Below are 22136 nucleotides of genomic sequence, written 5' to 3'. Positions count from 1 at the left end.
CTCAGCGGCGCTGGCGGCAAGCGATCTGCAGCAGGTCCCGCACCTGCTGCACCCGCCGCGCCAGGGCGGGATCGCTGCTGAGCTTCTTCTCCACCTGCTCCACCGCATACATCACGGTGGAGTGATCCTTGCCGCCGAAGGCTTCGCCGATGCGCGGCAGCGACAGGTTCGTGTTCTGGCGCATCAGGTACATGCCCACCTGCCGTGACTGGCTCACGGCCCGCTTGCGGCTGGGGCTGAGCATCTCCTCGATGCGCACCTCGAACACCTCGGCCACCTTCTCCAGCACCTGCTGGGGGGTGACCGCCACCTCGTTACCGACCGGATCGAGCATCGGCGCCAGCGATTCCACCGTCATTGGCAGGCCCGTGATCGAGGCGAAGGCCACGGCCCGGGTGAGGGCGCCTTCGAGTTCGCGGATGTTGGAGGTGAAGCGGCCGGCGATGTACTGGATCAGCTCCCGGGGCAGGGCCACCTGCTCCGCCTCCGCCTTCTTGTGCAGGATCGCCATCCGGGTCTCCAGATCGGGGATCTGGATGTCGGCGATCAGGCCCATCGAGAAGCGGGAGATCAACCGCTCCTGGAGCCTGGGGATCTGGCTGGGGGGCCGGTCGCTGGCGATCACGATCTGGCGGCCCGCCTCGTGCAGGGCGTTGAAGGTGTGGAAGAACTCCTCCTGGGTGTATTCCTTCCCCTCGATGAACTGGATGTCGTCCACCAGGATCAGGTCGGCGGCCCGGTAGCGATCCCGGAAGGCCTGCATGCCGTCCTTGCGGATGGCCTGGATCAGGTCATTGGTGAAGGTCTCGGTGCTCACATAGAACACCCGCGCCTCCGGGTCGATCTCCAGCCGGTAGTGGCCGATGGCCTGCATCAGGTGGGTCTTGCCCAGCCCCACACCGCCGCAGATGAACAGGGGGTTGAACTCCCGGCCCGGGGCTTCGGCCACCGCCAGGGAGGCGGCATGGGCCATGCGGCTGTTGGCCCCCACCACGAAGCGGTTGAACACATAGCGGGTGTTCAGGCCCGCCCCGTGACGCAGGGGGCCGGGCAGCGGCCGGGCAGCGGCGGCCGGGGGCGTCGGCGGCGGTGGCGAGCCGGCGCCGCCGTTCTCAGCCACCAGCTCGGGGGGGGCTCCCAGGGGCTCGGCATCGGGGGCCACTTCCACCTCCACCCGCACCTGCCGGCCGGCGTGCTCACTGGCCACCGCGGCGATCATCACCAGGTAGTTCTTGCGCAGCCAGCCGCAGGCGAAGCTGTTGGGGGCCTCCAGGCGCAGCAGTCCGTCGGCGTAGTCACGGCAACGGGCCTGACGGATCCAGGTCTCGTAGGTGGGCTTGCTGAGCCTGCCCTGAAGATCCTGGCTCACCCGGTGCCACAGCTGATCACCCTGCTGCACCAGGAGCCCACGACGCGATGGCCGAATATAGGCATCCCAGGCCCGGAGGTTCGTCTTAAATGAATCCCTCAGTGCCGACCGCCCACCTCCGATGGTCCAGCCCCGTTTCCTGTCACGCCTCACCCTGCTGGCGGCCGCGGCAGGCCTGCTGACCTCCTGCACCGGCACCCGTCTGGCCCTGCCCGGGGTGCGCCAGCCCGAGCAGCCCCCCATCAGCGATGCGGCGCCGGGGCCCTCCCTTCAGCCCAGCAGCTCGGTGATCGTCGATGCCGTCGAGAAGGCCGGTCCGGCGGTCGTGCGCATCGACACGGTCAAACGCACCGTGAACCCCCTGGGGGGCATCTTCGGCCGCGGTCCGGCCATCCAGCAGCAGCAGGGCCAGGGATCGGGCTTCATCACCCGCTCCGACGGGGTGCTGCTCACTAACGCCCACGTGGTCGAGGGCGCCAGCGAGGTGAGCGTCACCCTCCCCGACGGCCGCAGCTTCACCGGCAAGGTGCTGGGGGCCGACCCCCTCACCGACGTGGCGGTGGTGAAGGTGGTGGCCTCCAAGCTGCCGGTCGCCACCCTGGGCGACTCCAACAAGGTTCGGCCAGGCGAATGGGCGATCGCCATCGGCAACCCCCTGGGCCTCGACAACACGGTGACGGCGGGGATCATCAGCGCCATCCAGCGCACCAACGCCGTGGGTGAGGGCCAGCGCGTGCCCTACATCCAGACCGACGCGGCCGTGAACCCCGGCAACAGCGGCGGCCCTCTGATCAATGACCGGGGCCAGGTGATCGGCATCAACACCGCCATCCGCCAGGCACCGGGGGCCGGCCTGAGCTTCGCGATCCCGATCAACACGGCCCGCCAGATCGCCGCCCAGATCCTCGAGCGTGGCTATGCCAGCCACCCCTACATCGGGGTGCGGCTGCAGGCCCTGACCCCCCAGCTGGCCAAGGAGATCAACGCCACCACCAACGAGTGCCGCCTGCCGGAAGTGAACGGGGTGGTGGTGGTCGAGGTGATGGACAACAGCCCGGCGGCCCGGGGCGGTCTGAAGCCCTGCGACCTGATCGAGAAGGTGGGCGAGAAGGCGGTGAAGAACGCCTCGGAGGTGCAGCTGGCCGTCGACCGGGGCAGGGTGGGCGAGCCGCTGACGATCACCGTCCAGCGCAACGGTTCCCGTCAGAACCTCACCGTGCGTCCCGCCGAACTGCCGCGCGAGGGTTGAGACCACCGCAGGGCCTGGGGATCGGCCCCCCCCAGCTGGTGATGCTGGCCCGCTGGCCGGCTCCGGGTCGCTGCAAGAGCCGCCTCGTTCCCGGCGTGGGGACGGGGCGGGCAGCAGCGATCCAGGCGCGCCTCACCCGGCACGGGCTGGCCGCCGCCGCCGAAGCCCGCCGGGCGATGGCCGCGGCCGGCGGCGATGGACGCCCCGGCGCCGGGCTGCGGCTGGTGCTGGCGACGAGCGGCCTGGGCCCCGGGGCCGCGGGGCGCTGGGGACGCCGGCTCGGTGTCGACCGGGTGGTGGACCAGGGACCGGGCAGCCTCGGCCTACGGATGCAGCGCCAGATGGGTCGCGGCTGGCGGGAGGGGGCCGCCGCGGTGGTGCTGATCGGCAGTGACCTGCCGGAGCTGGCGGCCGACGACCTGCTGGCCGCGTTCCGGGCGCTGGAGCACCACGCCCTGGTGCTGGGTCCCGCCGGAGACGGGGGCTACTGGCTGATCGGCCGGCGCCGGGCGACACCCCAGGTGTTCAGCGGTATCGAATGGGGCAGCGACCGGGTGCTGGAGCAGACCCTCCAGCTGGCCCGGAAGGCGGGGCTGAGCACGGCGCTGCTGGCGGAGCGCCACGATCTCGACCGCCCCGCCGATCTGGACCGCTGGCGATGAGCCCGCCCCTGAGCGTCGTGATCGCCGCCCGCGACGAGGCCCATGGCCTGCCGGCGCTGCTCGCCGACCTGGCCACGGCGCCGGACCTGGTCCGGGAGGTGCTGGTGGTGGATGGCGGCAGCACCGATGCCACACCGCAGCTGGCCGCCCTGGCCGGGGCGCTGGTGCTGCGGCAGGGGGGAGGCCGCGGCAGGCAGCTGGCCGGCGGGGTGGCCCGCAGCACGGCCCCGTGGCTGCTGCTGCTGCATGCAGACGTGCGCCTTCCGCCGGGATGGGCCCCGGCCCTGGCCGCCGCGATCGGCGGTGGTGCGTGCACCGCCTGGGCCTTCCGGCTGCGGATCGCCGGCGCCGATCCGGCCCTGCGCCTGGTGGAGCTGGCGGTGGACCTCCGCAGTCGCTGGCGCCACCTGCCCTACGGCGACCAGGGACTGCTTCTGGCCAGGTGCCTGTATGACGCCGCTGGCGGGATCGCCCCGCTGCCCCTGATGGAGGACCTGGAGTTCCTGCAGCGGCTGCGGCCCCTGGCCAGGATCGCGATCCTGGCCCCGGCCCTGCGGGTGAACGGCCGGCGCTGGCGCCGGCTGGGGGTCTGGCAGACCATGCTGGCCAATGCCCGCCTGCGCCGCGACTGGCGCCGCGGCACACCGGTGGAGCAGCTGGCGGCCCGTTACTACGGCCGCGCCCCTCAGGGGGCGTACCAGAAGGCGCAGCGGCGCTGCAGCGGCTCCAGCTCCCAGCCCTGAGCGGCATAGAACCCCACCACGTCGGGGTCGGCGAACAGACTCACCCGGTCGATTCCCATGGCCCGCAGCTGTTCGAGCACATAATCCATCAGCTCCTTGCCCAGCCCGGCTCCCTGGTAGCGGGGATGGACCGCCACATCCCAGACGGTGGCCTCCACCACCCCGTCCCCGGTGCAGCGGGCGAAGCCCACCAGCCGCGGCAGGCGGGCGTCGTGCCGCCAGAGCCCCACCTGAAGGAGGCTGTGCTGGAGGGCCTTGCGCACGCGCCGCAAGGGACGGCGGCTCCAGCCCACCGCATCGCAGAGCGCCTCCAGCTCGATCAGGTCGATCGGTCGGGTCTGGCTGAGCACCAGCTCCAGGCTGGGGTTGGGGCAGGCACAGAGGCGGTGGCCGGGTCCGTAGAGGTCGGTCATCAGCGGAAGGGTCCCGGGCACGGCGAGAGGGCTACGCGTTCTGAAGATCCTGACGGATGCCGACAGGACTGCGGCAGGGTGGGGGATTGACGCGGCAACCGTCCTGAGCGTCCCTTCCACCGGCTCCGATCGGACCCAGGCGGCTCCGGCCCCGGCGACGTCGCCGGCTCCGGCGGCGGCGGAGACCGTGTCGCCCCTGCTGGTGGGCGTGCACGGCTGGTTGCTGGCGGGGCGTCTGTGGCACCCGCTGCGGCGGGAACTGGCGCCCCGCTGGTCGCTCTGGTGCCCTGATCTGCCCGGCTTCGGAGGCAGCCACCGGCCCCGGGGCCTGCAGGCCAGCCTGGCCAGCTACGGGCGCTGGCTGGCGGAGGCCGTCCAGCGGGAAGCCGCCGGGCGGCCGGTGGTGCTCCTGGGTCACTCGCTGGGGGGCAGCGTCGTGCTCCATGCGGCGCCCCTGCTGGGGGAGCAGCTGAGGGGCCTGGTGCAGATCGCGGTGGGGGGCGGTGTGTTCCAGCCCCGCCCCTTCGCCCGGGTGCGCCGCGGCGGGGCCGCCTTCCTTCGCTGGCGTCCGTCCTGGCTGGCCCGGCTGCCCGGCACGGACGCGATCCGCAGTCCGCTGCTGGCCGACGGCCGCGCCGCCCGAGGCCTGCTGGCCTGCAGCACCAACCGGGGCGCGGTGCACCAGCTGCCGAGGCTGGCTGCCGGGCTCACGGTGCCCAGCCTCTGGATCGCCGGCAGCCGCGACCAGGTGATGGAGCCCCGCTACGTGCGCCATCTGGCTGGCTACAGCCCCGACCACCAGCTGGCGATCCTCCCTGGGCTGGGTCACCTGCCGATGCTCGAGCGCCCCCGCGAGCTGGCGGCCCTGATCGACACCTGGCTGGCGGACGACCTGGCCCTGACAGCCCAGCCGCCCGGCGGGCCTCAGAGCGTGGCCAGTCCCTTCTCCTGCAGCTCCGCCAGCTGCGCGTAGAGCCCGCCGACGGCCCGGAGCTCGCGATGGTTGCCCTCCTCGATCAGGCGGCCGCGGCGCAGCACCAGGATCCGGTCGGCGGCCTCGACGGTGGCCAGGCGGTGGGCGATGACGATGGCGGTGCGGCCGCTGAGCAGGGTGTCGAGGTCCCGCTGCAGGGTGGCCTCCGTGGAGGGATCCATGAAGGCCGTGGCCTCGTCCATCACCAGCACCGACGGGTCGCGGATCGCCACCCGCGCCACCGCCAGCAACTGGCGCTCGCCGGAGGAGAGGTTGCCGCCCCGCTCCCGCAGCTCTGAGGCCAGGCCATCGCCCAGCCTGGCCAGCAGGGGGCCGAGGCCGAGGTCACCGCAGAGGCGTTCCAGATCCGCATCGCTGATGGCCGCATCGAGGCGCAGGTTCTCCGCCACGTTGCCGCTGAACAGGAACGTGTCCTGCAGCACCACCCCCAGGCGGCGGCGCAGGGTGGCGATCGGCAGCTCGCGGATGTCGACCCCGTCGAGACGGATGGTGCCCTGCTGCGGTTCGTAGAGCCGGCAGAGAAGACGGATCACGGTGGTCTTGCCGGATCCGGTGGGGCCCACGATCGCCACATGCTCGCCGGGGGCGATGCGGAAGGAGAGATCGGTGAGGATCGGGTCGTCGGGGCGGTAGGCGAAGGAGACGTTCTCGAACTCCACCTCTCCGGGGCTGAAGCGTTCCGCCCCCGACACCATGGCGGCGGCGCTGCGCTGACTGGTGGGCAGATCGGCGATCTCGATCGGCTGCTCCAGCAGCTCGCCGATGCGCTCCACCGCCGTGAGGCCCCCCTGGATCTGGGTGAAGCGCTCCGCCAGCTGGCGCAGGGGGTCGAACACCCGCTGGGAGAAGAGGATGAAGGTGGTGAGGGTGCCCAGGCCCATGGCGCCGCCGGTGACCATGGCGCCGCCGAGGGCCAGCACCAGCGCCACCGCCGCCAGGGCCACCCACTCGATGAATGCGGAGATGGCGCTGTCGTAGAAGATCGTGCCCGTCACCGCCCGGCGGTAGGCGTCGGTGGTGTGGGAGAAGCGCTCGCCGTTGACGGCCTCACGGCGGAACATCTGCACCACCTCCAGGCCCTGGAGGTTTTCCTGGAGGTCAGCGTTGAGCTGGCCCAGCTCCTCGCGCACCCGATAGTTGGCCTTGCGGTAGCGGCCCTGCAGCCAGAGCACCCCGAGGGTCACGGGCACCTGGCTGACGAGCAGTAGCAGGCCCAGGCGCCACTCGATGGAGAGCATGGTGAGGCCGATCACCAGCAGGGTGACCAGATCAGAAAGCACCCCCACCGCCCCGCTCCCGAACACCTCGGCCAGGGCATCCACGTCGCTGGTGAGGCGGGTGAGCAGCTTGCCCACCGGCGTGCGGTCATGGAAGCGCAGCGACAGGGCCATCGCATGGCGGAACAGATCGTCGCGGATGCGCGCGGTGAGGCGCTGGCCCACCACCTGCACGTTGTAGGTCTGGGTGCCCTGGAGGGAGAGGCGCAGCAGCACCGCCGCCAGCAGCATCGCCACCAGCACCCGCAGGGCCGTCGGCTCCGGCAGGGGGGTCAACCAGGGCAGCACCTCCTCGCCCCGGAGCTTGGAGATCACCTGGCCCACCAGCAGCGGCTGCACCGAGGCCGCCAGGGCCAGGGGAATCAGCAGCAGCAGCGACAGCAGCAGCCGCTTGCGATCCCGGCCGAGATAGGGCAGCAGGCGCCGCAGCCGCTGGCGGTCGAGGCTGCTCATCGGGACGGCACCGTGGCGGTCCTCTGGGCGGTGGCGACGCGCTCCACGAGACCCTGGAGGGTGCCGTCATCCAGCCGCAGGGCCAGGGGGTGCCCGATCAGCCGGGCCGTGCTGCTGAACAGATCCTCGATCGCCACCAGCCCGTTGTCCCGGAGGGTGCGGCCGGTGGCCACCAGATCGACGATCGCCTCGGACATCCCCGTGATCGGCCCCAGCTCCACCGAGCCGGTGAGATGGATCAGCTCCACCGGCAGGTCCAGCTGCTCGAAGAAGGCTTCGGCGCAACGGGTGAACTTGCTCGCCACGCGGCAGTGGGCTGGCAGGTCCGCGGCCCGGCGGTAGCCGCTGCTCGCCTTCACCGCCACGGCCATGCGGCAGCCGCCGAAGCCCAGATCCACCAGCTGGGCCACGGGCAGCTGGTGCTCGCGCAGCACGTCGTACCCCACCACCCCGAGCTGGGCCTGGCCATAGGCCACATAGACCGGCACATCGGCGTTACGCACCAGCAGGGCCCGGGCCGTGCCGCAGCGGCTGGGCACCATCAGCAGGCGGTTGTCCTCCTCCAGCAGGGCGGAGAAGTCCAGGCCGGCCGCCTGGAAGCGGCGCACCGAGTCCTTGAGCAGGGCACCCTTGGCGAGGGCGACTGTGATCGGGGACCGCTGGTTGGCGGTGATCATGGAAGCCAGCAGCAACCTGGACTGTAACGATGCCGGATCACGCCGAAGCCCCCGTCGCACCCGGCCCCCCGGCGCCCCTGCAGGTGGCACTGCTGCCGGTACTGCGGGACAACTACCTGTTCCTGCTTCACGACGGCCGGCGGGCGGTGCTGGTGGATCCGGCGCTGGCGGAGCCGGCGATCGCCTGGCTGAAGCAGCGGCAGCTTGAGCTGGTGGCGGTGCTGCACACCCACCACCACAGCGATCACATCGGCGGTACCCCCGCCCTGCTGCGGGAATGGCCCCGGGCCGAGGTGGTGGCCGCCCGCGACGACCGGGAGCGGATCCCCTTCCAGACCCGGGGGGTGGCGGACGGCGATCGCTTCAGCCTGCTGGGTCAGCCGGTGGAGGTGCTGGCGGTGCCGGGCCACACCCGCGCCCACATCGCCTTCCATCTGCCCCTGCAGGGGGAGCTGTTCTGCGGCGACACCCTGTTCGCCGGTGGCTGCGGCCGGCTGTTCGAGGGAACCCCCGAGCAGATGCACCGCTCCCTGCAGCGGCTGGCCGCCCTTCCGGAGGCCACCCGGGTGTGGTGCGCCCATGAGTACACCGAGGCCAACCTGCGCTGGGCGGCGGCGCAGCGGCCGGAGGACGGGGCCATCGCCGAACGGCTGGCCGCGGTGCGGCGCACCCGCTCCGACGACGGTGCCACGATCCCCAGCAGCATCGGCGAGGAGCGCCGCACCAACCTGTTCATGCGGGCGGCGGATCCCCGCGAACTGGCCGACCTGCGCCGCAGCAAGAATGACTGGGCGGGGTGAGCAGGACGGCTCAAGATGCCGATCCCAGCGGTGGCCACCGTCAGCTGCTGCCGCAGCGCCGGCCCGGCCCCGACCTCAGAGGGGGGAACTGGGGCTTGCGGCGTTGCGGCCCGGCGGCAGCGTGACCAGCGGCCGGCCACCGGGAAACAGCAGCGCCGACTCGCCCGGGCGGAACCGCAGCCAGCCCCGGCATCCATGGGGATGGTCGGCCTCCAGGGGCGCTCGCCAGCGCAGCCGCTGGTCACCGAGTTGCACCTGGTAGAGCCACTCCCGGCCCAGGAACTCCCGGCCGGAGATCCAGGCGGACCCCTCCCCCCCTGGCAGGAACTCCAGGGCCTGGGGGCGGACCATCACCTCGACGGCCCCGGATCCCCCAGAACCGTGCTCGCCCCCGGAGAGCGGCTCGAGTTCGCCGAGGGCGGTCTGCAGCCGCCGGCCCCGCCAGCCGGCCGGCAACAGGTTGGACTGGAGCACGAACTGGCCGACGAAGGCGGTGGCGGGCTGGTCGACAAGCTCCCGCGGCGGGGCGCACTGGTGCAGCACCCCGTCACGGAGCACCCCCACCCGGTCACAGATCGCCAGCGCCTCCTCCGGGTCATGGGTCACCATCAGGCCGCTGGCGCCGCAGCGGGCCAGCACCGCCGGAAGCTCGCTGCGCAACCGCAGCCGCACCTCCACGTCCAGGTTGGAGAAGGGCTCGTCGAGCAACACCACCGAGGGGGACGGGGCCAGGGCGCGGGCCATGGCCAGGCGCTGGCGCTGGCCGCCGGACAGTTCGTGGGGGTAGCGGCGCTCCAGCCCGCCCAGGCCCAGCAGATCGAGCAGCCAGGCCACCCGGGCGGTGTCCTGGCCGCGGCGCAGGCCGAAACAGGCGTTGCGCCAGGCATCGAGATGGGGAAACAGGGCATCGTCCTGGAAGACCATGCCGACGCCCCGTCGCTCGGGGGGCAGCAGGCGGTCCGGACCCGCCACCTGCTGGCCGCCGATGCTGATGCGGCCCCGGCCGGGGCGCTCGAAGCCGGCGATCAGGCGCAGCAGGGTGGTCTTGCCGCAACCGGAGGGGCCCAGGAGACCCACCAGCTCGCCGGCGCCGAGGACAAGGTCAATCCCCTGGAGGGTCCAGGCGGTGACGTCGCGGCCCGGGTAGCGGTACCAGAGGTCCTCGATGCAGACGTGGGCGCCGGGGCCGGCATCCCCGGAGTTCGAGGCCGTGGCGGCAGCAGCGGGTGAAAGGGCAGCTGCCGCGGTGGCGGAAGTGGCGGACGGCTTGGCGATGGTGTTCGAGTGAGCAATAGGATCCCAGTCCCGCATTTTTACCCGTCATGAGTACCAGCGCCGGCGGGGGTGACCAAAGGCACAGCCCCCTGTCTCATCCGGTCAACACCCCGGCCGCCCCCGCACCGGTCGGCCCCTACAACCAGGCTGTTCTTGCCGGCGGCGTCCTCTACTGCTCCGGCCAGATCGCCCTCGACCCGCTGAGCGGGGTGCTGGTGGGGGATGGCGACGTCGAGGCCGAGACCCGCCAGGTTCTGAGCAATCTTCAGGCGGTGCTCGCCGCCGCCGGCTGCCGCCCGGATCAGGTGGTGCGCACCACGGTGTATCTGGTCGACCTCGCCGATTTCACCCGGGTCAACGCCCTCTACGCCGGTGTGTTCAGCGAGGGCGTCGCCCCGGCCCGGGCCTGTGTGCAGGTGGCGGCCCTGCCCAGGGGGGCCCGGGTGGAGATCGACGCCATCGCCCTGGTCGCCTGAGCCGGTTCTCACCGGAGGCTCACGCCCTTCCGCTGGCTGGGGGGGACGGACTGAGGCAACCTGGAGCAATGGAAACCCCCTTCGGCACCTGGTTTCACGAGGTGGTGGTGATGACACCGGGCCGCTTCGAGGAGGCCGTCGAGGCGGTGTTGGCAGTGCAGCAGTTCAAGACCGTGGTGCTCCATCTCAGTGCCATGGCCCCGGAGGAGGCCCAGCGCACCATCGACTTCGTCTCCGGTGGCGTCTTCGCGCTGGACGGTCAGTCGGAGCGGCTTGGGGACACGGTGTTCCTGTTCGCGCCGGCCCTGGTGACCATCAGCCGGGACGGGGACGAACGGGCCTGATCCTTGGGGAACGGCCCCCCCGCCCTTGTGGCGCCAGCGCCCGGGCAGTAACACGGGCCTTGGTCCCGTGCTGTCCATGAAGCGTTCCTCCGGCCACGTCCCGCTGGTCCTCGCCTGGGCCCTGGGTCTGGTCCTGACCGGTCCGGCACCATCGGCCCAGGCTGCCCAGGCCGTGGCGGCCGGAGGCGGCCGGATGGTGCTGGTGCGCACCGACCGCCAGCTGCCCGTCACCGGCGATCCGATCTGGGAACTCCAGCTGCTGCTCCCGGGCCAGCCGCCGCGGGCCTACGAGGCCCTGGTGGGCCGTGTGCGGCGCCAGGAGAGCGACCGCCACCGGCTGGGCAGCAAGGCCCCATTGCCACGGGGCCGCTACGCCGTGACCGAGATCACCCCCGTCGCGCCGACGGATGACGTGGAGCTCGGCCGTTTCCTCTGGATCGGCCTGGAACCCGCTTTTCCCACCGCCCGAAGGGGCCTGGGAATCCATCACGACCCCAGCGCCGGCCGGGGGCGGCGCAGCGGCACCGATGGCTGCATCGGCCTGATCCACGGCAACGATCTGCTGGTGTTGGGCGATCTGCTGCGCCGGAGCGGCACCACGGAGCTGGTGGTCAAAGACTGAGCCGGAGGCGCCAGCGGCGATGGTGGGCGTCCGTCAGGAGCGGCCGGCCAGGGCCTCCTTCAGCCGGGGCTCCAGGTCCCTGCGCTGGGCCGGATCCCCCACCAGCATCAGGGTGCCGGTGCCGGGCCACCAGTTGAGGCGCAGGTTCGATTCGCCATCCTCGATGACGAGCATCTCGAAGGCCCCTTCGTGCACCCAGTGACCGAAACAGCCCAGCCCTTCGACCAGCGACTGGAGTTCCTCCAGGGTTCCGTTGAAGGTCACAGTTCCGCGGTGGAGATATCGAAGTTTACGGGCAGTTCCTCCTCGCGAGGCAGGCGCTGCCAGCCCGGTAGCCAGGCGGCGCGGTCGCGCAGCTCGGCCGTGGGCACCAGCAGCCGGAAGCCGGGATCCAGCACCGCCTGGAGCTCCACGCTGCGCTCCCGGCCCCGGCCCCGCTGGCCCAGCACGGCGAAATGGCGATAGCCGCCGCAGCCGGCGGCCCTGGCGGGCTGGCAGGTCCAGGCGGCGGAGAGCTTCATGGGACGGGATGCGGAACGGCCCTCAGCGGGCCTGGTCTGGGGTGGACTCCTCCTGCACCGGGTTGCGCAGCACGCCGATGCCCTCGATCTCCACCTCGACCGTATCGCCGCGGCGCAGCCAGCGGGGCGGATCGGCCGCCATGCCGACGCCGCTGGGGGTGCCGGTGAGGATCACGGTGCCGGCAGCCAGGGTGGTGCTGGCGCTCAGGAATTCGATGATCGCCGCCACCGGAAAGATCATGTCGGCGGTGCTGGCCGCCTGCACCGTTTCGCCATTGAGGCGGGTCTGCAGGCGCAGGGCCTGGGGATCGGGGATCGCCGCGGTGGTCACCAGGCAGGGGCCCAGGGGCGCGAAGGTGTCGAAGCTCTTGCCGCGGCACCACTGGCCGCCGCCGAGCTGGGACTGCTTCTGCCAGTCGCGGGCGCTGACGTCGTTGGCGCAGGTGTAGCCCAGCACCACCCCCAGGGCCTCGGAGCGCGGCACGTTGCGGCAGGTGCGGCCGATCACCACCGCCAGTTCCCCCTCGTAGTCCACCTGGTGGCTGGGCGCGGTGGTGGGCAGGAGGATCGGCGCCTCGGGATGCTGCACCGCCCCCGGCACCTTCATGAACAGCACCGGCCAGGTGGGGATCGCGGCGCCGGTCTCGGCGGCATGGCGGCGGTAGTTGAGACCGATGCACAGAATGGCCCGCGGCTCCAGGGGGGCCAGGACCCTGTGGGCCGTGGCCCGCTCGCCCGTGGGCTCCAGAGCGCCGAACAGGTCGCCCGCCAGGCGCTCCAGGCTGCCGTCGGGATGGCGACAGGCGAGGTGGATGGCGCCGGCGGCATCCACGTAGCGCACGATCTTCATAGGGGTTTCGTGGGGGGCTGCCTGGGGGGCTGCACGGAGGATCTGCCGGGGGGCGAAGAGGCCTCCGCAGCGACCACTCTCCTCCGGCAGCCCATGGATGATGGGGGCACCAGCGGAACCAGGAGCACGCCGTGGTCGCCGAACCCCGTCGCCAGCGGAGCACCACCCTCCGGGGCGCCGAACTGCTCAATGATCCGCTGCTTAACAAGGGCACCGCCTTCAGCCGGGCGGAGCGGCGGGACCTGGGGCTGGAGGCCCTGCTGCCCTGGCAGGTGGAGACCATCGAAGCTCAGGTGGAGCGCTGCCGCCTGGCCTTCGGTGCCATGGGCAGCGACCTGGAGCGCTACGCCTATCTCCAGACCCTGAGGGAGCGGAACGTCACCCTCTTCCACCGCTTCCTCGCCGACCACATCGAACTGGCGATGCCGATCGTCTACACCCCCACGGTGGGGCAGGCGATCCAGCACTTCAGCCACACCTACCGCAGCCCCAGCCAGGGGATCTACCTGGCGGCGCCGCAGCAGGAGCAACTCGAGGAGCTGCTGGCCCAAGCCTGCGGCGGCTCCGCCGGCCAGGCGCCGGCCCTGCTTCTGGTCACCGACGCCCAGGGGATCCTCGGCATCGGCGACCAGGGGGTGGGGGGCATCCAGATCTGCCAGGGAAAGCTGGCGGTGTATACCCTCTGCGCCGGGCTCGATCCGGCCCGGGGCCTGCCGGTGATGCTCGACGTGGGCACCGACCGGCCCGAACTGCTGGCCGACCCCTGTTACCCCGGCCTGCGCCGGCCCCGCCTGCAGGGGGAGGCCTACACCGCCTTCCTCGACCGCTTCATCGCCGCCGTGCAGGCGGTCTGCCCCGGCGCCCTGGTGCACTGGGAGGACTTCGGGGCCGCCCATGCCCGCCCCGTGCTGGAGGCCTACCGGCACCGGGTGCCGAGCTTCAACGACGACATCCAGGGCACCAGCAGCGTGGCGGCGGCGGCGATCCTGGCCGGCCTGCGGGGCCTGGGGCAGCGCCTGGCCGACCAGCAGATCGTCATCTTCGGGGCGGGCAGCGCCGGCTGCGGCATCGCCGAACGGCTCTGGCGCCTGCTAAAGCGCCAGGGACTCGCGGCCGCCGAGGCCGCCGACCGCCTCTGGCTGATCGACCGCGACGGACTGATCCACGGCGGAACCCCGGGCCTCTCCGGTGGCGCCCGCCCGTTCGCCAAGGGGCCGGAGCTGCTGGCGGCACGGTTCGGGACGGCGTCGCCGGCCGAGGGTCCGGGCCCGGGCCTGCTGGCGGTGATCGAGGCGGTGCGGCCAGGGGTGCTGATCGGCACCTCCACCGCCGCCGGGGCCTTTGATCAGGCGGTGGTGGAGGCCCTCTGCGCCGACGGCGGGCGGCCGATCGTCCTGCCCCTCTCCAATCCCACTCCGCTGGCGGAGATCACCCCGGAGAACCTGCTGCGATGGAGCCGGGGCCGGGCCCTGGTGGCCACCGGCAGCCCCTTCCCGCCGGTGGTCGGCACGGGCAGCGGCGGCGAGCCGATCGAACGGGTGATCGGCCAGTGCAACAACTGCTTCGTGTTCCCGGGCCTGGGCTACGGCGCCGTGGCGGTGGGCGCCACTGAGGTGAGCGACACCATGATCGACGCCAGCATCGAGGCCCTGGCCGGGGTGATCCCGGCCGCGACCGATCCCGACGCCCCCCTGATGCCACCCCTGGCGGCCGTCCAGGCGGTGTCCCGGGCCGTGGCCGAAGCGGTGGCGATCCAGGCGGTGCAGGAAGGGCTGGCCCGCCAGGCCGCCACCCCCGAGGCCGCCCTCTCGCGCCTGGACGCCTGCCGATGGAGCCCGGAGTACGCCGAATTGCAGGGCTGAGGAGAATCACAAAACGCAGATTAAGGCGAGATAGCGTTACCTTATTTCGCATCATTTCTACCTGGTCCATGCCCAACAAAAAGATCGATGGGCGCCAACTTTCTATTGGTGACCGGCTTGGCTACCTCTTGGCAGTCACAAGTTTTCTCTACCTCTTGTTTTCCCTGGTCATCTACGCCCTTCCCGCGCTTCAGGAATGGCAAAGCCTGGCGTTCGCACCCATCCGGCATCTGGCCATGGTCACCCCGCCGTTCGCCGACCTCGCCATGCTCACCCACAGCGCCCACTGTGATGGCAGCTTGGACGACTTCTTCAAAGGTGTCGTGAACTGCGATCCCTACGGACGACGATTCACCTATCCTCCGATGGCGCTGTGGATGTTCAAGGGCTTTGGCGTCTCAAGCGCCAGCCTGGGGTGGCTGGGGTTGGCGCTAGGTCTGGCCGTGACCCTGGTCACCGCCGACTTCTTCTTCGCCCTGATCCCCTCCGCCCTTGTGGCAGGGATTCTCTTGTCACTTGCCTACTTGTCACTGCCCTTCCAACTGGCACTTGAGAGGGCAAACAACGATCTGATCATCTTCCTGCTCTTGGGCCTGCTGGCCCGTGCGATGGCGGGAGAAAAACGGAGATCCGCAGCGGCCGCCGCCGGCCTCGCCTTCCTGGCCGTGGCCACCAAAGTCCTTCCCCTGTTTGGAATCATCGCCACCCAGCTGCTCGAACCATGGTCGGGGATCAGGCAAGTAACATCGGCGCGCAACCTGCGCTGGGCCTTTCTGGGGGCCGTGCTCGGGCTGTCGCTGGTTCTGCCCTGGATCGTATGGATCCTAAAGAATTCACCCCGTCCCGGTGGAGCCCTGCTCAGCCATGGGCTGATCGCCGGCCTTTCATTGTCAAGCAGCGTCGCCAGTCTCCCCTCTTTCGGCTGGCTGGCGATGAAGCTTGCTTTCCTTGTAGCGGGGGCGGTGGGCGCCTGGCGCCAGGGAGTACCTCAGCACCTGCGGACCTTCCTCGCCAGAGGAGTCTCCCAGGTCGATTCCCGACGGATCGCCGTAACCCTCTGCCTGTTCACATCGACCTGGATCGGCACCTATCTGTTCACCAGATCCTTCGACTACAAGTTCATCTTCTTGTTGCCCGCCGTTGGTGTCAGTGGGGCCTTCCTCTGCCACGGGACCAACGATGGCGGCCGTCGCGGCTGGATCACCCTGGTCCTGGTTCCGATCCTGTGCGTCTGGTTCATCCCCTATCTCGGCATCATCTTCCGCCTGCCCATGGGGGAATGGCTCGAACTGGCCAACGACAACGTGTTGCTTCCGGTCCTGGCGGGTGCCCTGGCCACCGGCCTGCTCGGTTGCGGGTCATGGCACGGGCGATCCCCTGCCGGGCCGGCGGTCCGCTGGGGCACAGGGATCAATAAGTCCTGTGTCACCCCCTCGCACAGGCGACGGCCCTCGCCTTAGCACCTTGGGCACCAACCCCCCGCGCGATGGGCTTCTTCGTCCAGCTCACCGACGCCATCGCCGCCCGTCAGTCGCTGCTGGTCACCGGCCTCGACCCCAACCCGGAGATGCTGCAGGCCTGGGCCCATCGCCGCGGCATGGGCGGCCGCTCGTTTCTGTCCCAGGCGCGCCATTGGATCAAGGCGGTGGTGGAGGCCACCGCTGACCACGTCTGCGCCTACAAGCCCAGCCTCGGCTTCTACCAGGCCCTCGGTCCGGTGGGCCTGGAACTGCTGCGGGAGGTGCGGGAGCTGGTGCCGCTCGACATCCCCCTGATCATCGACACCAAGCACGGGGACCTGAACAGCTCCTCGGCCCTGGCCCACTACCTGTTCCGCGAACTGGGTGCCGATGGCGTCACGCTCTCCCCCCTGGCCGGCCAGGACATCGCCGCCCCGTTCCTGCTGTATCCCGACAAGGCGGTGGTGATCACCTGCCACAGCTCCAATGCGGCCGCCCGGGTGCTGCAGCACCACCCCGATGAGAGCGATCCCCTCTACCTGCGCATCGTGCGGGAATGCCAGCTCTGGGCCACCCCCGACCAGCTGCTGCTGGAGGTGGGCACCAGTGACCCGGCGATCCTGGCCCGGGTGCGCCAGGAGGCCCCGGAACGGTTCCTGATCCTGCGCAGCCTCTGGGGCGAGGAGGATCGCCTCGACGCCCTGCTGGAGGCCGGGCTGAGTCCGGCCGCCGACGGCCTGCTGATGCCCCTGCCCCAGAACCTGCTGGTGGAGGACGACATCGCCGTGCGCGCCGCCGCCCTCAAACAGCGGATCAGCGAGCGGCGGGACCGCTGGCTGGAGCGGCGGGCACCGGACCAGGGCGAGGCCTGCAGCCTGTGGCTGCCGGAGCGTCGCCCGGACGGCAGCGCCGATGCCGTGGCCGGCGCGGACGCGGATGGCTCCGGCGACCCCCTGGCCAGCCTGATCCTCGACCTGTTCGACATCGGCTGCCTGCTGTTCGGCGACTACGTGCAGGCCTCGGGAGCCGTTTTCAACTACTACGTGGACCTGCGCCAGATCATCTCCGATCCCAACCTGTTCCACCGGGTGCTGCATGCCTACGCCGGCCAGCTCGGGGAGCTGGTCTTCGACCGCATCGCCGGCATTCCCTACGGCTCCCTGCCCACCGCCACCGGGCTGTCGCTGCAGCTGCACAAACCCCTGCTCTATCCCCGCAAGGAGGTGAAGGCCCACGGGGCCCGCCGCCTGATCGAAGGGGATTTCGAGGAGGGCGACCGGGTGGTGGTGGTGGACGACATCCTGATCACCGGCAACAGTGTGCTCGAGGGCATCGCCAAGCTGGAAAGCTCCGGCCTGGAGGTGGAGGATGTGGTCGTCTTCATCGACCACGGCGGCCGGGCCGACACCAGCGCCCGCGAGCGGCTGGCCCGGGCGGGCTACCGCTGCCACGCCGTGCTCGACATCGCCCGCATCACCGCTGTGCTGCAGGCGGCCGGACGGCTCAGCGATGGCCAGGCCGCCACCCTCGGCCATGCCCCCCCGGCGAGGACCGTGGACGTCGAGGGGATGCTGGCCAGCTCGTAGAGTGGCTCTGCACCCCTGCAAAACCCGGGTGCCCCCTTCCGCCATGCCCCAGGTCCAGGGTCAGCCCCCCACGATCGGAGAGCTGGAGGCGAAGTACTCCCTTTACTGCAAGGCGATGCGGCTGCTGCTCAAGGAGGGCCGCACCATGGAGGCGATTCAGCGCACAGTCTGCTGGAGCCGGCTGGAGCAGCTGCACATCTGCCTGCCGAGTCGCTACAAGTCCCCCGATTACCTCTACGCCGTTCTGAAGCGCGACCTGCGCTGATCGCGGGCCGACGCCCAAACCTGCCAGGATCGGGCGGCGATCAGGGTCGGTGCCCACCCAGGCGTTTCCGTGAAGTCGATCTCCGACCCCTTCCTGCGCCGGCCGGTGCTGACGCTGGTGCTCAGCCTGCTGGTGCTTCTCGGCGGCCTGATCAGCCTTCCCGGCCTCAAGGTCGAGAACCTTCCGCCGATCGCCCCGGGCCGGGTGTCGGTGAGCGCCAGCTATCCGGGAGCCAGTCCGGAGGTGGTGGAGCAGGGGGTGACCACCCTGCTGGAGAAACAGTTCAACGGCCTGGAGCGGCTGGATTCGATCCGCTCCACCAGTTCCGCCAACGGCAGCAGCATCTCCCTCAGCTTCGAGGGGGGGAATCCCGAGCTCAACCAGATCAACACCCAGAACGAGGCAGCGGTGGTCAGCCGCCAGCTCCCCGCCCAGGTGGCGCGCTTCGGGGTGCAGGTGCGGCGCACCTCCGACGACCTGCTGATGGTGCTGAGCTTCAGTGCCAACCGTGACCGCTACGACAACGTCTTTCTGAGCGGCTGGGTGGATCAGGTGATCCGCGACCGTCTGCAGCGGGTGCCAGGCGTTGGGGAGGTACGGCTGTTCGGCGGCAGCTCACTCGCCTTCCGGCTGTGGCTGGATCCGCTCCGGCTGGAAGAACGGGATCTCACGATCAGCGAAGTGCGCGATGCCCTGGAGGAGCAGAACGTGCTGGCCGCCCTCGGCCAGGCCGGGGTGGCCCCCTCCCCCGACGACCAGCTGGTCACCCTGCCCCTGCGCATGGAGGGGCGCCTGCGCAGCCCCCAGGAGTTCGAGGCCCTGGTGGTCGACCGCAGCGCCAACGGCGGCGTCACCCTGCTGAAGGATGTGGGCCGGGTGACCCTGGGCAGCGAGAACTACGAATCGATCGCCACCGACCTGAAGGGCCAGACGGCGGTGGCCATGGGGATCTTCCAGCGGGACGGCAGCAATGCCCTGGAGGTGAGCCAGGGCATCAACGAGGCCCTCGAGCAACTGGGTCCCCGCTTCCCACCGGGGGTCGACCTGCAGGTGATCGTCGACGAGGCGGCCTCCATCCGCACCAGCATCGACCGCACCACGGCGAGCCTGCGGGATGCGGTGCTGCTGGTGTTCCTGGTGCTGCTGCTGGGGCTCGGCAACAGCCGTCTCGCCCTGATCAGCGCCTCGGCGGTGCCGGTGGCCCTGATCGGTTCGCTGGCCGTGCTGCGCCTCAGCGGCGATTCGATCAACACCCTCACCCTGTTCGGCATGGTGCTGGCCAGCGGCCTGGTGGTGGACGATGCCATCGTGGTCAGCGAGGACATCGGCCGCCGCCTCGAGAACGGCCGCCCGCCCCTGGAGGCCGCCCGCGAAGCCATGGCGGAGTTGGGGGGCGCCGTGATCGCCACCTCCCTGGTGCTGATCGTGGTGTTCCTGCCCGTGCTCACCCTGCAGGGCAGCCTGGGCCGCCTCTACGCCCCGATCGCCCTGACGATCGGCGGCACGATCGTTTTTTCCACCTTCAACGCCCTCACCTTCACCCCGGTGGCCGCCAGCCGCCTGCTGCACGCCGATCGCCGGGAGCCGGGCTGGCTGCTGCGCTGGATCGATCCGCCCCGGCGGGCCCTGGAGCGGCTGGAAGGCCCCTACGACCGCCTGCTGTCCCGCGTGCTCGGCTGGCGGCGGCGGGTGGTGGTCGGATTGCTGCTCGGTCTGCTCCTCACCGGGCTGGCGCTGCAGCAGCGACCGACAGCCTTCATCCCCCAGGAGGACAGCGGCCAGCTGAGGGGGGTGGTGCTGCTCCAGGACGGCATCGCCCTGCCCCGCACCCAGCAGGTGATGGAGCAGGTGCGGGCGGTGGTGGCGGAGGAACCCCTGATGCGGTTCGCCAACTTCTACGCCGGCCGTTCCTTCGGAGACAGCTCCCCCAACAAGGGCATCTTCTTCCTGCGCCTGTTGCCGATCGAGCAACGGGGCGGCGCTGACCAGAGCGCCGCCGCCGTGGTCGATCGGCTCAACAGACAGCTGCGCGAGACGATCAGCGATGCCACCGTGATCGTGAGCGAATCCCCCACCGTGCGGGGCTTCAGCAGCGAGAGCGGGCTGGAGTTCGACCTGCTCGACACCAGCGGCGGCCGCCTGAGCCTGGGGGAATTCCAGCAGGAGGCCGAGGCCTTCATCGCGGCAGCCCGTGACACCGGCGCCTTCGAGCAGGTGGGTACCCGCTTCAGCGCCGACGCCCCCCTGCTGCGGCTGATCCCCGACCGGCTGCGCATGGCTTCGCTCCAGGTGGACCTCGATGAGCTGGTGAGCGTGCTCGGCGCCAGCTTCGGCAGCGACTACGTCAACGACAGCTTCGAAGGGGACCAGGTGCGCAAGGTGATCGTCCAGCTCGAGGGCGACGCCCGGCGGGGCGCCGATGACGTGCTCGCCCTGCAGGTGCGCAACCGGGATGGCCAGCTGATTCCGGTGGCCCAGGTCGTGCGTCTGGAGGCGGGCACCGGCCCCACCACGATCAACCACACCCGTTTGGTGCGCTCGATCAGCATCCGGGCCCAACCCGGTCCGGGGGTGAGCAGCGGCCAGGCCATTGCCCTGCTGGAGCAGCTGCAGCGGGACAGGGCCAGCACCGCCACCGACCTCGAGTGGGCGGGCCTGGCTCGGGAGGAGGCCAGGGCCGGTGGCGGCAATCTGCAGGTCTTCGCCCTGGCGGTGCTGGTGATGTTCCTGGTCCTGGCCGGTCTGTACGAGAACTTCGCCGATCCCTTCATCATCCTGGCGACGGTGCCGATGGGCGTGCTCGGCGGGGTGGCGGGTCTGGCCCTGCGGGACCTGCCCCTGGATGTCTACGGCCAGATGGGCCTGCTGGTGCTGGTGAGCCTGGCGGCGAAGAACGCGATCCTGATCGTCGAATTCGCCAACCAGCGGCTGGCTGAGGGGATGCCCCTCGACGAGGCCGTGCATGGTGCCGCCGTCGCCCGTCTGCGGCCGATCCTGCTCACCGCCTTCTCCTCCCTGGCGGGCTTCCTGCCCCTGCTGTTCGCCACCGGCGCCGGCGCCGCCAGCCGCACCAGCATCGGCACGGTGGTGTTCTTCGGGCTGCTGGTGGCCACGGTGCTCACCCTCTTCCTGGTCCCCACCCTCTACCGGATCGTCAAGGGATGGGAGCTGAGCCTGGGCGCCGGCCATGGCCGCCGGGCCGAGCCTTCCTAGGGATCCGGCCGCCAGGCGCCAGCCACGAACCGCTCCGGCTTCAGCCCCTGCTGGCGCAGCAGGGCGATCAGCCCCCGCTCCCCAAGCAGGTGCATCAGCCCCACCACCACCAGCGTGTCGTCGGGGCGACGCAGGAACCCCCTCACCGGAGCCACCCAAGCCGCATTGCGCCGGAGCACGAGCCGCTCGTGCAGATCCGGCCGCTGGCGATAATCCCCGAGCAGCAGGGCCTCGAGGCGCTGCAGGTCGCCGGCCCGCCAGGCCCCCTCGAGGGCGTCCAGCCGGGGCCCGACCCCATCCAATTCCTTCAGGGTGACCTCCAGCAGCTGCACCTGATCGGTCCGGGGCAGCCCATCGAACAGTTCGAACTGTTCGGCCGGTGTCTCCAGACCATCGATGGGCTTGCGGTCGGCGGCGGCGCTGGCCTGGAGCTGGCCCTCCACCCCGCTCTCGGGGGAGTAGCCCCGTTGCAGGAACTCAGCGGAGGCCAGCAGCAGGGCCACGGCCCAGGGCTCGAAACGATCGATCACCGCCTCCGGCAGCCCCAGTCCTGCCAGGCGCGGCTGGAGGGTTCGCCAGGAGGCCGCCGGCAGGCCATCGCGCAGGGAGCGGCCGTCGGGATCGAGGGCCCGGGTCACCAGCTCACCGGCCAGAACCGCCGGGCTGATGCCATCCATGTCGAGCTCCATGGCCAGCCGCTCCGCCTCCCCGTAGGCCAGGCCATAGGACGGGGGGAGCCCGGCCCGGTCGCGCCGCAGCTGGTGCAGGGAGCCGGCGATGAACACGGTGCCGGCGCCATCCCGCACCCTCCAGAGGGTGCCGACGTCCGCCGCCGCCGCTGAAGCGGACGCCAACCCAGGAAAGGCGGCCACCGCGGGAACGGCCGCCAGGACGAGGGCCGCCAGGGCCAGGGCACGGCGCCGCACCGACCGGAGCCTCGACGGGCGCAGGGGAGGCGGCATCGGTGGCGGTATCCACGGGGCCATTGACGCTAGCGACGCCGCTTCGCCCGACCCCGGGCTGGC

The 22136-nt window shown here is 71.0% G+C and carries 22 protein-coding genes; 13 read left to right on the top strand and 9 right to left on the bottom strand.

Annotated features, from left to right (window positions below):
* Position 1: 1 nt before the first annotated feature.
* The gene (gene dnaA, locus VB738_RS11980; RefSeq protein WP_416233180.1) at positions 2 to 1399 is read right to left on the bottom strand and encodes a chromosomal replication initiator protein DnaA; all 1398 of its coding nucleotides are present in this window, start codon (positions 1397 to 1399) and stop codon (positions 2 to 4) included.
* A gap of 91 nt (positions 1400 to 1490) precedes the next feature.
* Here dnaA and VB738_RS11975 point away from each other — a divergent pair, with 91 nt between their 5' ends.
* From VB738_RS11975 to VB738_RS11965, 3 genes are read left to right on the top strand one after another with little or no spacing between them, the layout of a single operon-like run.
* Positions 1491 to 2618, top strand: a complete 1128-nt coding sequence (locus tag VB738_RS11975) for a trypsin-like peptidase domain-containing protein (RefSeq protein ID WP_323305951.1) — start codon at positions 1491 to 1493, stop codon at positions 2616 to 2618.
* Positions 2615 to 3280, top strand: a complete 666-nt coding sequence (locus VB738_RS11970) for a TIGR04282 family arsenosugar biosynthesis glycosyltransferase (protein WP_323305950.1) — start codon at positions 2615 to 2617, stop codon at positions 3278 to 3280. Before VB738_RS11975 ends, VB738_RS11970 begins: the two co-directional genes overlap by 4 nt.
* The gene (locus VB738_RS11965; protein ID WP_323305949.1) at positions 3277 to 4023 is read left to right on the top strand and encodes a TIGR04283 family arsenosugar biosynthesis glycosyltransferase; all 747 of its coding nucleotides are present in this window, start codon (positions 3277 to 3279) and stop codon (positions 4021 to 4023) included. Before VB738_RS11970 ends, VB738_RS11965 begins: the two co-directional genes overlap by 4 nt.
* Here the strand turns inward: VB738_RS11965 and VB738_RS11960 are convergent.
* Positions 3966 to 4436, bottom strand: coding sequence for a GNAT family N-acetyltransferase (locus tag VB738_RS11960; protein WP_190544500.1), 471 nt, complete (start codon positions 4434 to 4436; stop codon positions 3966 to 3968). The genes VB738_RS11965 and VB738_RS11960 overlap by 58 nt on opposite strands.
* 187 nt (positions 4437 to 4623) lie before the next feature.
* On the opposite strand from VB738_RS11960, the gene VB738_RS11955 reads away from it, so the two are divergent.
* Entirely contained in the window at positions 4624 to 5409 is a 786-nt protein-coding gene (locus tag VB738_RS11955) for an alpha/beta hydrolase (RefSeq protein ID WP_323305948.1), read from the top strand.
* Here the strand turns inward: VB738_RS11955 and VB738_RS11950 are convergent.
* Together VB738_RS11950 and hisG are read right to left on the bottom strand one after the other, a co-directional pair.
* Complete coding sequence (locus tag VB738_RS11950; RefSeq protein WP_323305947.1) at positions 5361 to 7160, bottom strand: ABC transporter ATP-binding protein; 1800 nt, start codon at positions 7158 to 7160, stop codon at positions 5361 to 5363. The two genes, VB738_RS11955 and VB738_RS11950, sit on opposite strands and share 49 nt — an antisense overlap.
* Positions 7157 to 7837 carry an ATP phosphoribosyltransferase gene (hisG, locus tag VB738_RS11945; RefSeq protein ID WP_323305946.1) on the bottom strand — a complete coding sequence of 227 codons (681 nt, stop codon included), beginning with the start codon at positions 7835 to 7837 and terminating at the stop codon, positions 7157 to 7159. Before hisG ends, VB738_RS11950 begins: the two co-directional genes overlap by 4 nt.
* Positions 7838 to 7866: 29 nt before the next feature.
* On the opposite strand from hisG, the gene gloB reads away from it, so the two are divergent.
* Positions 7867 to 8637: a hydroxyacylglutathione hydrolase gene (gloB, locus tag VB738_RS11940; RefSeq protein ID WP_323305945.1), complete on the top strand. Its 771-nt coding sequence runs from the start codon at positions 7867 to 7869 to the stop codon at positions 8635 to 8637.
* A 75-nt stretch (positions 8638 to 8712) separates the two neighbouring features.
* Here gloB and VB738_RS11935 read toward each other — a convergent pair whose 3' ends face one another.
* Positions 8713 to 9948, bottom strand: a complete 1236-nt coding sequence (locus VB738_RS11935; protein WP_323305944.1) for an ABC transporter ATP-binding protein — start codon at positions 9946 to 9948, stop codon at positions 8713 to 8715.
* Between the two features lie 11 nt (positions 9949 to 9959).
* Between VB738_RS11935 and VB738_RS11930 the strand changes: the two genes are divergently transcribed.
* From VB738_RS11930 to VB738_RS11920, 3 genes are all read left to right on the top strand, one after another.
* Complete coding sequence (locus tag VB738_RS11930; protein WP_323305943.1) at positions 9960 to 10388, top strand: Rid family detoxifying hydrolase; 429 nt, start codon at positions 9960 to 9962, stop codon at positions 10386 to 10388.
* 68 nt (positions 10389 to 10456) lie between these two features.
* The gene (locus tag VB738_RS11925) at positions 10457 to 10732 is read left to right on the top strand and encodes a cell division protein SepF (RefSeq protein WP_106221433.1); all 276 of its coding nucleotides are present in this window, start codon (positions 10457 to 10459) and stop codon (positions 10730 to 10732) included.
* Between the two features lie 76 nt (positions 10733 to 10808).
* Positions 10809 to 11354 (top strand): L,D-transpeptidase, encoded by a 546-nt coding sequence (locus tag VB738_RS11920; RefSeq protein WP_323305942.1) that lies wholly within the window; start codon positions 10809 to 10811, stop codon positions 11352 to 11354.
* Between the two features lie 33 nt (positions 11355 to 11387).
* On the opposite strand, the gene VB738_RS11915 is transcribed toward VB738_RS11920, so the two are convergent.
* The 3 genes from VB738_RS11915 to VB738_RS11905 are packed head-to-tail and all read right to left on the bottom strand — an operon-like array spanning position 11388 to position 12725.
* On the bottom strand, positions 11388 to 11618 hold the full coding sequence (locus VB738_RS11915; protein WP_323305941.1) for a hypothetical protein: 231 nt from the start codon (positions 11616 to 11618) through the stop codon (positions 11388 to 11390).
* Complete coding sequence (locus tag VB738_RS11910) at positions 11615 to 11875, bottom strand: TIGR02450 family Trp-rich protein (RefSeq protein WP_323305940.1); 261 nt, start codon at positions 11873 to 11875, stop codon at positions 11615 to 11617. The genes VB738_RS11915 and VB738_RS11910 overlap by 4 nt, the downstream gene beginning before the upstream one ends.
* Before the next feature lie 22 nt (positions 11876 to 11897).
* Positions 11898 to 12725: a fumarylacetoacetate hydrolase family protein gene (locus tag VB738_RS11905; RefSeq protein WP_323305939.1), complete on the bottom strand. Its 828-nt coding sequence runs from the start codon at positions 12723 to 12725 to the stop codon at positions 11898 to 11900.
* A 131-nt stretch (positions 12726 to 12856) separates the two neighbouring features.
* On the opposite strand from VB738_RS11905, the gene VB738_RS11900 reads away from it, so the two are divergent.
* The 5 genes from VB738_RS11900 (at position 12857) to VB738_RS11880 (ending at position 21111) form a co-directional block, all read left to right on the top strand.
* On the top strand, positions 12857 to 14587 hold the full coding sequence (locus VB738_RS11900; protein WP_323305938.1) for an NAD-dependent malic enzyme: 1731 nt from the start codon (positions 12857 to 12859) through the stop codon (positions 14585 to 14587).
* A 68-nt stretch (positions 14588 to 14655) separates the two neighbouring features.
* Positions 14656 to 16047 carry a hypothetical protein gene (locus VB738_RS11895; RefSeq protein ID WP_323305937.1) on the top strand — a complete coding sequence of 464 codons (1392 nt, stop codon included), beginning with the start codon at positions 14656 to 14658 and terminating at the stop codon, positions 16045 to 16047.
* A 26-nt stretch (positions 16048 to 16073) separates the two neighbouring features.
* A complete protein-coding gene (locus tag VB738_RS11890) occupies positions 16074 to 17633 on the top strand; it encodes a bifunctional orotidine-5'-phosphate decarboxylase/orotate phosphoribosyltransferase (RefSeq protein ID WP_323305936.1) in 1560 nt (519 codons plus the stop codon).
* A 43-nt stretch (positions 17634 to 17676) separates the two neighbouring features.
* Entirely contained in the window at positions 17677 to 17898 is a 222-nt protein-coding gene (locus tag VB738_RS11885; RefSeq protein WP_015110915.1) for a DUF3136 domain-containing protein, read from the top strand.
* Positions 17899 to 17967: 69 nt separating this feature from the next.
* Positions 17968 to 21111 carry an efflux RND transporter permease subunit gene (locus VB738_RS11880; protein WP_323305935.1) on the top strand — a complete coding sequence of 1048 codons (3144 nt, stop codon included), beginning with the start codon at positions 17968 to 17970 and terminating at the stop codon, positions 21109 to 21111.
* Here VB738_RS11880 and VB738_RS11875 read toward each other — a convergent pair.
* Positions 21108 to 22073, bottom strand: a complete 966-nt coding sequence (locus VB738_RS11875) for a TraB/GumN family protein (protein WP_323305934.1) — start codon at positions 22071 to 22073, stop codon at positions 21108 to 21110. The two genes, VB738_RS11880 and VB738_RS11875, sit on opposite strands and share 4 nt — an antisense overlap.
* Positions 22074 to 22136 lie beyond the last annotated feature (63 nt).

It is taken from the genome of Cyanobium gracile UHCC 0139 (assembly GCF_034931325.1).
GTDB classification, from domain to species: Bacteria; Cyanobacteriota; Cyanobacteriia; order PCC-6307; family Cyanobiaceae; genus Cyanobium; species Cyanobium gracile_B.
The sequence above is the reverse complement of the archived record's forward strand: the minus strand, read 5'-3'. Positions and strand labels throughout refer to the sequence as shown.